The organism is Chloroflexus aurantiacus J-10-fl (assembly GCF_000018865.1).
Taxonomy (GTDB): Bacteria; Chloroflexota; Chloroflexia; order Chloroflexales; family Chloroflexaceae; genus Chloroflexus; species Chloroflexus aurantiacus.
Genome location: NC_010175.1, coordinates 2,014,573 through 2,026,050 on the forward strand (window position 1 = coordinate 2,014,573; position 11,478 = coordinate 2,026,050).

Annotated in this window: 10 protein-coding genes and 1 riboswitch; of the genes, 4 read left to right on the forward strand and 6 right to left on the reverse strand. The window is 56.2% G+C overall.

The window, feature by feature from the left end; translation table 11 throughout:
- Positions 1–32: 32 nt before the first annotated feature.
- The 4 genes from CAUR_RS07605 to CAUR_RS07620 all read right to left on the reverse strand — a co-directional run bounded on the left by CAUR_RS07605 (position 33) and on the right by CAUR_RS07620 (position 3,842).
- The gene (locus tag CAUR_RS07605) at positions 33–956 is read right to left on the reverse strand and encodes a methylenetetrahydrofolate reductase (RefSeq protein WP_012257341.1); all 924 of its coding nucleotides are present in this window, start codon (positions 954–956) and stop codon (positions 33–35) included.
- Positions 957–959: 3 nt separating this feature from the next.
- The gene (locus CAUR_RS07610) at positions 960–2,156 is read right to left on the reverse strand and encodes a trans-sulfuration enzyme family protein (RefSeq protein ID WP_012257342.1); all 1,197 of its coding nucleotides are present in this window, start codon (positions 2,154–2,156) and stop codon (positions 960–962) included.
- 74 nt (positions 2,157–2,230) lie between these two features.
- A riboswitch (SAM riboswitch) is annotated at positions 2,231–2,337 on the reverse strand.
- A gap of 69 nt (positions 2,338–2,406) precedes the next feature.
- Entirely contained in the window at positions 2,407–3,180 is a 774-nt protein-coding gene (locus CAUR_RS07615; RefSeq protein ID WP_012257343.1) for a class I SAM-dependent methyltransferase, read from the reverse strand.
- 113 nt (positions 3,181–3,293) lie between these two features.
- Positions 3,294–3,842 carry a GNAT family N-acetyltransferase gene (locus CAUR_RS07620; RefSeq protein WP_012257344.1) on the reverse strand — a complete coding sequence of 183 codons (549 nt, stop codon included), beginning with the start codon at positions 3,840–3,842 and terminating at the stop codon, positions 3,294–3,296.
- Between the two features lie 246 nt (positions 3,843–4,088).
- Here CAUR_RS07620 and CAUR_RS07625 point away from each other — a divergent pair, with 246 nt between their 5' ends.
- Positions 4,089–5,276, forward strand: a complete 1,188-nt coding sequence (locus CAUR_RS07625; protein WP_012257345.1) for an acetyl-CoA C-acyltransferase family protein — start codon at positions 4,089–4,091, stop codon at positions 5,274–5,276.
- 88 nt (positions 5,277–5,364) lie between these two features.
- Positions 5,365–6,108 carry a 3-oxoacyl-[acyl-carrier-protein] reductase gene (gene fabG, locus CAUR_RS07630; protein ID WP_012257346.1) on the forward strand — a complete coding sequence of 248 codons (744 nt, stop codon included), beginning with the start codon at positions 5,365–5,367 and terminating at the stop codon, positions 6,106–6,108.
- Between the two features lie 132 nt (positions 6,109–6,240).
- On the opposite strand, the gene CAUR_RS07635 is transcribed toward fabG, so the two are convergent.
- Positions 6,241–6,537: a hypothetical protein gene (locus tag CAUR_RS07635; protein WP_012257347.1), complete on the reverse strand. Its 297-nt coding sequence runs from the start codon at positions 6,535–6,537 to the stop codon at positions 6,241–6,243.
- A gap of 70 nt (positions 6,538–6,607) precedes the next feature.
- Between CAUR_RS07635 and CAUR_RS07640 the strand changes: the two genes are divergently transcribed.
- Both CAUR_RS07640 and CAUR_RS07645 read left to right on the forward strand, forming a co-directional pair.
- Complete coding sequence (locus CAUR_RS07640) at positions 6,608–9,811, forward strand: AfsR/SARP family transcriptional regulator (protein WP_012257348.1); 3,204 nt, start codon at positions 6,608–6,610, stop codon at positions 9,809–9,811.
- Positions 9,812–9,910: 99 nt separating this feature from the next.
- On the forward strand, positions 9,911–10,309 hold the full coding sequence (locus CAUR_RS07645; protein ID WP_012257349.1) for a hypothetical protein: 399 nt from the start codon (positions 9,911–9,913) through the stop codon (positions 10,307–10,309).
- 123 nt (positions 10,310–10,432) lie between these two features.
- On the opposite strand, the gene CAUR_RS07650 is transcribed toward CAUR_RS07645, so the two are convergent.
- Positions 10,433–11,422 carry a 5-oxoprolinase subunit C family protein gene (locus tag CAUR_RS07650; RefSeq protein ID WP_012257350.1) on the reverse strand — a complete coding sequence of 330 codons (990 nt, stop codon included), beginning with the start codon at positions 11,420–11,422 and terminating at the stop codon, positions 10,433–10,435.
- Between the last annotated feature and the right edge of the window lie 56 nt (positions 11,423–11,478).

Here is an 11,478-nt window from a genome sequence, read left to right on the forward strand (position 1 = left end):
GTACTTTCATCGATCAGCATGTACTACATATGTTATAGCACATTCTCTTCGGTTGACGGTACCGGTGGCCGGGGTAACAGACCGGCCTGTTCCACGACCCGTGGAATCGCCCGCGTCCAGTCAACCGACATAATGTGAACGCCGGCCACACCTTCTACGCTGAGTAGCTCGTTGACCAGTTCGGCAGCCAGGGTGATCCCTTCCGCTTCGCTGTCGGTAGCCCGCTGCATTCGCTCAATCACCGTCTCCGGCATAAGGGTACCGGGCAGGTGATCGCGCAGGTAGATGGCCGAGTGCGGTCGACGCAAGATCATCACGCCGGCCAGAATATACGCCTGTTGGTGTAAACCGGCTGCGCGTACATCGGCCATCCACTGCCGGAATCGCCCGACATCGAAGATGAGTTGCGTTTGGACAAATTCGGCACCGGCCTCGATCTTTTTCTCAAGGCGGGCAGCCCGTTCAACATTGGGGTTCGCGACGCTGCCGATAAAGAATCGTGGCGCCTCTTTGAGCGGCGTACCGGATTGGAACGTCGCCTGATCGCGTAGCGTGCGTAAGACCCGGATCAGTTGGAATGAATTGAGATCGAGGACATTTTTGGCCTCTGGATGGTCGCCAATCCGGGGATGGTCACCCGTCATTGCCAGTAAATTACGAACACCAAGGGCCGCTGCACTGAGCGCATCGGCTTGCAGGGCAATCCGATTGCGATGCTGGCAGGTCATCTGCATGATCGGCTCAATGCCGAGTTGTTGCAAAATGACACTCCCACCCAGCGACGACATGCGGGCAATACCGCGCTGGTTGTCGGTCAAATTGACCGCATCGACATAATCGCGAATGTTGCGGGCCAATGCTTCGAGATGGCTACGTGCCGCCCCCTTTGGCGGTGCAATCTCGCCGGTAACGACAATCTGGCCGGCAGCGAGCCGGCGCTGAAGGGTAGAATGCATAGGTTATTCGTCGGCAAGAGCCTGTTGCAGATCGGCGATCAAGTCACTCACATCCTCAATCCCGCACGAAAGGCGGATGAGGTTGTCGCGAATACCCACCGCCAGCCGTTCTTCACTACTCAATTCATAGTAACTCATAAGTGCCGGTTGTTCAACCAGGCTTTCAACACCACCAAAGCTCGGTGCAATGTACGGCAGACGCAACCGGTCGACCACAGCCATGGCACTCTGCAAATCGCCGACTACTTCAAATGAGACAACGCCGCCAAAGCCGCGCATTTGGGCACGGGCGACGGCGTGGTCGGGGTGTTCGGGTAATCCCGGATAATGCACCCGGCTTACCCGTGGATGACGGGCCAGAAATTCGGCTACTGCCTGACCATTGTGATTGTGGCGCTCCATGCGCAGGGCGAAGGTCTTCAACCCACGACCGAGCAGATACGCGGTATGCGGATCACAGATACCACCGAGGATACCCTGAGTTTCGCGCAGCGCACTGATGATGGGTGGCCGACCAATGATCACACCGGCCAGCAGATCGTTGTGACCTGCCAGATATTTGCTACAGCTATGCACCACCAGGTCGATCCCGTATTCCAGTGGCCGCATATTGTAGGGGGTAGCGAAGGTGGCATCGATGAGCGTCTTAATCCGATGCTCGCGGGCAATGCTTGCCACGGCAGCCAGATCGATCACCCGCAGGTAAGGATTGGTAGGCGCTTCCGTAACAATCAGGCGAGTGCGTCCCGGCTCGATAGCAGCCGCAATCGCGGCAGGATCGGCGGCAGCTACAACGCTATGCGTCACACCCAGCCGGGCCAGCATGGTACGCACGAACTGGCGGGTGCGCCGATAACCGTCATCGGTCAGAATAACGTGGCTTCCTGATGGGAGAAGTGCCAGCATCACCGTCGTTAATGCATTCATCCCGGAAGCGCAAAGCAGTGCTGCGGCAGGTGCCGTTGGTGATTCGAGAGCGGCTAATCGCGCTTCAACGGCTCGTACAGTCGGATTGCCGTAGCGACCGTACTCTTCACGCTCCAGGTCGCCTGACTGGAAAGCGATCAACTCAGCGCTATCACGGAAGGTGTAGGTGGCACTGTGAACAACCGGTGGGGTGATGGCATCAAATGCACGCTGACGCGGTTCACCCGCGTGAACTGCGGCCGTACTGGGTCCGGTAAACTGATCGATAGCCATAAGAAAACCTCTCATCAAGGCGACGAGAGGTCAGATGACGTTCTTCTACCGATTAACGGGAAGACGCCGCTCTCCTCTCATCTGCCAGCTTTATGCTGCCGGAGTTGCCACCCGTCAGGTTCACTTCCGCCGGGTTGGCGCGGTTTCGCAGGGCCGGTCCCTCCACCGCTCTGGATGAGTGCAGCGTTCTGCAATTGGTGGTGAGTATAGCAGGGGAACAGGTTGTTGTCAATGGGGGAAGCACAGACAATTACCCGGGAAGTTTTGTGCAAAAGTAGATCTCTCCACTATCTTTGGTTAAACCCATCTGCACGGCTGCTTCAGGGTCGGGGACGAGATCGGTAACCGTGGTTGTTTGCACAGTAAAACCTGCCCCACGTAACCGGTCGGGAAAATCTCGTCCATACACACGAACATGGTCTTCCTGTCCAAAGGCAATAAATCGTGCTTGTGGATCGACAATGCTGGGATCCTCAAACGTCACTTCGGCCATAATCGGCACTAACAGGATTGCCCAACCGGTTGGTTTCAGGACTCTCCAGAACTCGCGCATGGCTTTTCGATCATCTGGCACATGCTCGAGAACATGGCTGCACAGTATCACATCAAAGGACGCATCAGGATACTGAATATTCGTGATATCCATTTTTACCATCACGTGATCGTCGTTCAGATCAGCCGTGATATAACCAGACCCTAGCTTTTGGTGAAAGATTGGTTTGAAACATGGTTCTGGCGCAATATGAAGAACATCCTTTGGTCTGCCATCAAACAAGTCAGTTTTTTGGGTTAAATAGAGCCATAATAGCCGATGACGCTCTAAAGAACCGCAATAAATGCACAAAGCACCTTTACGGCGTGACCGACCGTAAGGTGCAAATGCACGTAATGATTTCTGACAAACAGGGCAAAAATGGTTTTTGCCCTGGTATAACATCAGGTTTTTCACTCTAATCACAAAGTCACGAGCATTACGCAATGGCCGTTTTACGTCGTTGGGTAATACGCTCAAAAAACGTTTCATTCATAATCTCCGTAAAACATTGACAGGGAAAAGAGCCGCTCTTAATATCGGGTTCGTAACCTGCCACTGTGCCAGAGATGAGACGTGAGACTGTTGCTGCCTGTATTGGATGATCACACCTTCAAAAACGCCGACATAATCACCACATCGTGCAGATCGCCGTTGCGATCAATGGCGTGGCGTGTCAACTGACCTTCAACCGCGAATCCCAGGCGCGAGAAGATGGCCTGACCGGCTTTCAACGCCGCTAACATCGCTACTGTCACCTTTTGCGCACCTAAATCACGAGCTGCTTCGACAATGGCCTGCGCCATCTGCATGCCAAGGCCACAGCGCCGCCATCCCGGCTTGACGAGCAGGCGAAGTTCGGCGACATGGTTCGACCAGCCCGGTACCCGGCGTGCTGATGCATAGGCAGCGATTGAGCCATCATCGGCAATGGCCACCATCTGCCGCCAGTTTTCGGCGAACGAGGCATTTACCAGGCGGGTAATAATTTCGGGGTTGGTAAAATCTTCTTCCAGATAGAGGAGATCATCTTTGGGAAGACTTAAGCCAAATTCTGTCAGCGCTGCCCGGTCACTTTCCACGAGTGCCCGAATGGTGACCTGTCGATTGTCCTTTAGCGCTACATTGCTCATCGCTGCGCTGCGTTGAACCATGCCCGACCTCCTGCTGGGTTGATGAGGAAATCTGTTGTATGAAGTGTGTGAAATATACCACATGAAGTTACAGTCGGGTTACTCCCCGCCGAAATCGAAATGATCGGGCGTGGTTTGGCACGATGAACGATGACAGATCTTCTCAACCCATTCCTTGTTGCTAATCCTGATATAATTGTACGTGTTCCTTGAAGTTCGGCAAGTAACTGGCGGAGTCGCCCGGCGATCCGTCGCAAGGAGGTCGTCATGAGCGAGAAGCGAGAGGTCGTGGTGCTCAGCGGCGTGCGCACGGCCATTGGCACATTTGGTGGTAGTTTGAAGGATATTCCGCCAACCGAATTGGCGGCACTGGTTACCCGTGAAGCAGTTGCCCGCTCTGGCCTGCAACCAAACGAAATCGGTCATGTGGTCTTCGGGCACGTGATCAATACCGAACCGCATGATATGTATCTGGCTCGCTATGCGGCGGTACGCGGCGGTCTGTCGGTAGAGACTCCAGCCCTAACGCTTAACCGGCTCTGCGGTAGTGGGTTGCAGGCTATCGTGTCGGCGGCCCAATACATTTTGCAAGGTGATGCTGAAGCAGCCGTTGCCGGTGGTGCCGAGTGTATGAGCCGTGGCCCGTACAGCTTGCCGGCCATGCGTTTCGGTGCCCGTATGAATGATTCAAAGGTCGTCGATATGATGGTCGGTGCCCTAACCGACCCGTTTGACGATTGCCATATGGGGGTAACTGCCGAAAACGTGGCGGCAAAGTGGGGAATCAGCCGCGAAGATCAGGATCAACTGGCTTACGAGAGCCATATGCGCGCAGCGCGGGCGATTGACGAAGGACGTTTCGCCAATCAGATCGTGCCGGTTGAGATTAAGGTCAAGGGTGGTACCGCCCAATTCATGGTTGATGAAGGGGTACGCCGCGATACGACCATCGACAAGCTGGCCAAGCTCCGCCCGGTGTTTCTGAAGGATGGTTCGGTGACGGCCGGCAATGCTTCGAGCATCAATGATGCAGCAGCGGCGGTAGTGCTGATGGATCGGGCCACCGCTGAGCGGCGTGGCTACAAGCCGCTGGCGCGTCTGGTCGGTTACAGCCACGCAGCCGTTGAGCCAAAGTATATGGGGATTGGCCCGGTACCGGCTGTACGACGCCTGCTTGAGCGCACCGGCTTGCGCATCAGTGATATTGATCTTTTCGAGGTCAACGAAGCTTTTGCAGCGCAGGCGCTGGCTGTGATCCGCGATCTGGAGTTGCCGCCTGATCGCACGAATCCCAATGGTAGTGGTATCTCCCTCGGTCACCCGATTGGCGCCACCGGCTGTATTTTGACCGTCAAAGCAATTCACGAACTACACCGCACCGGTGGCCGTTATGCCCTGGTCACGATGTGTATCGGTGGTGGGCAGGGGATTGCTGCGATCTTCGAGCGAATGTAGGTGTGCTACAATTGTGAGGCTACGAGCCGGCACCCAGCGTTGGTGTTGCCGGCTCCAGGAACAAAAATCGCACGTTTTGGAGGTAGGAATGGGCAAGTTAACCGGCCGGGTTGCAATTGTTACCGGCGCTTCGCGGGGGATTGGACGGGCAATTGCGCTGGCGTTGGCCGCAGAGGGCGCCAAAGTTGCTGTCAACTACAATAGTAGTGAGGCCGCAGCACAAGAGGTGGTAGATACTATTGTCGCCAATGGTGGCGAAGCAATGCCGATACGGGCAAATGTGAGCCAGGCTGATGAGGCTCGCCGTATGGTGCAGGAAGTGATTGATCGCTGGGGACGAGTTGATATTCTGGTGAATAACGCCGGTATTACCCGCGACCGCACCCTGCGCAAACTGACCGATGAGGATTGGAGCACCGTCATTCAAAATAATCTCAACAGCGTCTACTACTGCACGACGGCCGTAATGCAGACGATGATGGAGCAGAAGTACGGCCGTATTATCAATATCAGCTCATTTGTCGGTCAGGCAGGTAATTTTGGTCAGGCCAACTATGCGGCGTCGAAGGGTGGTATCATCGCCTTCACCAAAACCGCAGCTCTTGAACTGGCGAAGTATAACATCACAGTGAATGCCCTGGCGCCTGGCTTTACAGTGACCGATATGCTGGCTAAGGTACCAGAGCAGATTCAGGAGCAGATCAAGGCTCGTATTCCAATGGGGCGGTTTGGTCTACCCGAAGAGATTGCCAAAGCCGTGGTCTTCCTGGCCGCCGATGGTGACTATATCACCGGCCAGCAGATCAATGTTAACGGCGGTGTGTATATGTAAACTGTGAGGGCGCTGAAGCTGAGCGCTCTGTCGGATAGAGCAGCGATTCACACGAAGGGCGGAAGTATAGCTTCCGCCCTCGCTGGCTCATCGAAATTTGTCAGATGGTCTGTCAGATGACAGCGCTACGTTTTATTTCCGCATGCGCTGGATGATGGTTTGAATATCACCCACGTATCCCTGCCACGCCTGCATCATCTCCTGGCTCAAGCGTTGCTGGGTGCGAATCGCGTCAGCAACGGCCTGTTCAGTCGAATGACGCAGACTACGACTGTAGTCCCAATGTTTCAGCACTAAATCAAATGCCATATCCGTACTGGCGGCGAGGAGTTCATTCCACGCCCGAATCGATTGAAACATTGGGTCGGTTATGTCCGGTGTGACCGATTGATCATTGCCTGGTTGATGGCGTTCTTCGTTGTTCGACATTGTATCTGACCTTGTGTACAATAGGACGTATTAAGAATCGGGTTACATATATACGATCTCTGCCGCTATCATGGTATCACAAGCGGTTACAGGTGAGTATAACGAATATCTCTTACGACCTCGTCTGCTACCACCGCCGGCGCCGTTGCACCGTATACGGCGGAGCCGCGTCGAACAACGTCTGGCGGTTTCCCTCGAAGCGCCACTCACGATAGTTGTGGCACCACCCGGTAGCGGGAAGACGGTGGCGCTGGCAATGCTGGCAACCCATGGCGGCTGGCCGGCTGCCTGGTGTCGTGCCGATGCGAGTGATGATCCCGCCAGCCTGCTCCGCCACCTGGTTGCTGCACTAAGTCGAGTTGTTGCTTTCGATACCGACAATCCGCCCGCGACTATTGATGCCCTGATCAATGTATTAACCAGCGAACTTGATGATGAGACGTTACTGGTAATCGATGATGCTCATCTGATCGACGAACGACCGGATCTACGGGCGTTAATTGAGCGCTTGATCGGTGCCCAGCCACCTCGTCTCCATCTGGTGCTGGCGGGTAGAAGCGAGCCGGTTTCACCGTTGATTGCGACAGCGCGGCTACGCGGCGAAGTGTTGTTGATAGAACCTGCTGACCTTGCTTTTCAGGCTGAAGAGGCGATGGCGCTCTGGCATCAGGCAGGTCGTTCAGCGCCGACCGACCTCGATGAACTGATTTCGCTTAGTGGCGGGTGGGCATTGGCTTTGCGCATTGCCCTTGATGCCACCGATTGGCGGCGTGCGCTTGGCTTGCGTGATCAGCCATCACCAATGCTGGATGAGTATCTCGAACGCGAGGTGTTTGCACCGTTGCCGCCGCTGCTGCGTCGTTGTCTGCAACGTAGCGCCGGTTTGCGCTGGATCGATGCCGATGCTTGTAGCGCTCTTGATCCATCCCTGAATGCCTCACAACTGATTGCCGAATTGCAACGTCGGCGTTTGTTTGTTACGCCATTTGGTGAACGGGGAGTGCAGTTTCAACCTATCATTGCCGCATGGCTGGCCCGCAAAGCTGCTGCTGATCCAGAATGGCCCCAGCTCCATCGCCAGGCGGCGATCTACTTCCAGCAACGTGGCGATCACGAAAGCGCGCTGTACCACCAGATTGCGGCTGGCGATCCGGCCGCAGTGGCAACCTTTCTCCCGCTTGCGCGCAAACTCCTGGCCGAACGGCGGGCCGAGGCAGTGTTAGATTGGATGCGACGCCTGGCTCTGTCCGGTGATGAGTCGCCTGAATTGATCGAGATTCAAGCCGCAGCGTTTCATCAACTGAATCGACTGGAAGCAGCACTGGCTGCGTATCGGCGGGCTGAACGCGCCTTTGCTGCCGTGAGTGATCGTTTCGGTCAGGCTCGTTGTCTGCGAGGCCAGGCTGCGATCTATCTTGATACAGTACAGCCGGCGCCAGCTACCGATTTGCTGCGCCGTGCCCTGAAACTACTGCCACGCCAGTTTGGTGCCGAACGCATTGAGTTGCTATTGATGCAGGCCGAAAATTGGGCAAACCGCGGTCGTGTCGATATTGGGCAGCGCCTGGAACGTGCTGCGTACAGGATGGCCGAGGCGTACAGATTAACAGATGTCTATCAGGCACGAGTCGAATCCCTGCAACCACGCTTATTGCTACGATCCGGGCGGTTGCGTGAAGCTCGCCAATTGCTCGAAGAGCGTCTTTGGATGGAGCGCCCGCTGGTTCGTGCCTCAGCCCATCGTGAGCCGCTGCTGTTGCTGGCACTGATACATGCACTCCTCGGTATTGGCCCCCAGGCCCTGGCCTTTGCACACCGTATGCTCAGCGAAGCTCAACAGAGTCATAATCCGGTGACCGAAGCGATTGCTGAATTACGCCTCGGCCACGCCTATCAGGTGATTGCCCGTAGCGACGAGCAGATCGCACGTCAGCATTACAGCCGGGGCTTGCGCCTGCTGCAACAAGTGAGTGTTCCACGGACCCGGGCTGAGGGTTACCTGGGATTGACGTTGTTGCACGGCCACGCCGGTGATCTGGCGCGTGCTGAAGCCGATGCACGCGAAGGATTGCTCCTGGCCGCCTCGGCTGGTGATGAATGGGTCGCTGCGCTCATCTTGCTCGCGCTGGGAAGTGTGACGCTGATGGCCGATGATCCGCGCGGCTACGAATGGCTTGATCAGGCCGAGAAACGCTTTCAGACCGGTCGTGATACGTTTGGCCTGTTTCTCGTTCATCTCTGGCGCGCGCTGGCTGCGTTACGGGCCGGACGGACAACAGAGGTTGATCAGCTTGTTGATCAAGTAATACGCGAGGCCGTCGAATATGGTTACGAAAGTGTCTTGATTGGACCCAGCCTCTTTGGCCCGCGCGATATTGCTGCGCTGGTACCATTGCTCTTACGGGCGCGCTCGATGCCGGTACATCGAGATACCGCCATGTACCTGCTCCGCCAGGGTTTTCCTTCCATTGCTGCTGATGATACGGTCGATGACTATCATCCAGGATTTACATTGCGGGTACAGATGCTGGGAGCATTCCGGGTCTGGCGCGGGAATCAGGAGATTCAGGCCCGCGAGTGGCAACGCGAAAAAGCGAAGCAGCTCTTTCAGCTTCTGTTAACCATGCGCGGCAATTGGGTGCAACGCGAACAGATTTGCGCCTGGCTCTGGCCTGACGCCGATCTGGAGGCTGCTGAACGTCAGTTCAAGGTGACGCTGAATACATTGAATGCTGCGCTCGAACCGCATCGTCCGCCCCGTGTTCCCCCTTTCTTCATCCGTCGGCAGGGGCTGGCGTACAGCTTTGCCCCTTCTTTTGGGGCGTGGATTGATGTGGATGAATTTGAGCTACGGGCCAGTGGCGCATTGACAAGTACCGATCCGGATTTTGCTCGTCGCAGTGCACAGGCCGCATTACAACTCTATCGCGGCGACTATCTTGCCGAAGCATTGTACGATCCCTGGACGATTGAGGAGCGCGAACGACTTCTGGCCCGGTATCTGGCAACGGCGGTCGCGTATGGCGAACAATTGAGTGCCGAGGGACGGCATAACGAAGCCATTCAAATCGCCGAACAGGTGCTCCGGCGTGACCGGGGTTATGAAGAGGCGTATCAACTGCTAATGCGAGCACATGCACGGGCCGGAAGTCGGTCACAGGCGATACGTTCTTATACGCGCTGTGTGCAGGCGTTACGCGAGGAATTAGGGATAGAGCCTCTCCCCGAAACAGAAGCCCTCTACCATCGTATCCGGCAAAACGAGCCGATTTGACAACCTTTGTGATAATTTGTACGATGAATTTGCTGAATGTATCAGCGCTGTCGAAGAGAAGACAGTGCCTGATTCCCTTCGTCTAAGGAGCATGATGTTATGGACCCAATCTTTGCCACCATTCGTTCCATTCACGCGATCTTCGGTCGCGAGGTGTTGTCGGTTCTGATAGTTGCCGCAGCCATCTACCTTGCCTTCACCTATCGCCCGAACGCACCTCGTAGTCCGGTGGCACGCATCTTCCCGGTGTTGATCGATATTCAGGTGACACTAGGTCTGATCTACTGGCTGGTTGGTATTTTTGCCGGTGTAGACTATTTTCTCAGCTTCCCCTTTATCCTCCACCCACTGCTTGGTTTTGCTACCGCCGTCGTTGCCCATCTGTTGATTGGTGCCCGCAGCCCCTTTGCCCGTCTCGGGCGCTGGGCAGCGCCATCGGCACTTGGCATCATTCTGGTGTTGGTGCTCAGTAATGTGATGATTGCGATGATGGCATAGCGCAGGTCTGATGAGCCACGCATATCGCCGCGCGTCCAGTGTCACCGGTTGGCCGTCGGGGCGAGAGGGGCTGTAGGGGCGGGTTCCAAACCCGCCCCTACAGAAAAACACAATTCACCAGTGTCACCCCAATGCTCCGGCCTGGGCAAGTAGCTGGATATCCTCGTCATCGGCGGGACCGGCGGCGAGCCACATGGTCTGTTCGGCCCATGCTGCCTGGGCCGTAGCCAGGTCAGTTTCAGCAAAACGTAGTCGGTCGTTCGGCAAGAGTTGTGCAGCCAGCGGCAGGTCGGCACCGATAACCACCGCAATCACCGGATAACCACCGGTCGTTTGGGCATCGGCCATCAACAAAATGGGTCGACCATCGGGCGGTAATTGGATTGCGCCCGGTATAACGCCAAATGAGGGTAGTGACAGGTGATGAACTGGAAGGGTCGCTCCGCTCAGGCGATACCCCTGGCGGCTGGCAGCCTGATCGAGCTGAAAGTCTTGTGAAAGGAGCGACTCCCAGGCCGTTGGCAGCAGATCACGTTGCGGGCCGGGGAGGACGCGCAGGCAGGGGTGGGCGCAGTACGGTGGACGCCGATCTGTCGGCCACCAACGGTATCCATTCTCTCCATTTAATGCGCGAGTCCGGACCTTGATCTGATCGCCAGCCCGTAATGCGCGGCCCTGATACCCGCCAAATCCACCGGCAAGACAGGTGCCTGCACCACCAACCGCCCACTCAGCTTCGAGATCGCCGGCTATCGCCAGATAAGCACGTCCGCCCCAGCTACCCTGGCGTCCGCCCAGGTTTAGGATGCTGCCTGCCGGGGCTACCACGCTTTGCCATGGTGCAAGTGGTATCTCGTTGAGCCGGGCCTGGAGATCGGCACCGGTCAGCGCTATCAGCATTGCACTGTTGAAGCGCATGCTCACCCCGCCGGCGGTCAATTCGAGCAGTGGTGCGTCTGGAAGATTGCCGGTCAGACGATTCGCTGCTACCAGGGCGAATCGATCCATGGCCCCTCCCGGTGGCACGCCGTAGCGTCGGGCTGTGAGCCGTCCACCATCTTGAATGGTTAGCAAGGGGCCACTGGCGATGATGTCAATCGTTGCGAGTGTCATAGGGCCAATCCAAAGTAGCCTGATAATAATAACCCAAATTGCCACCTATTCTGTGA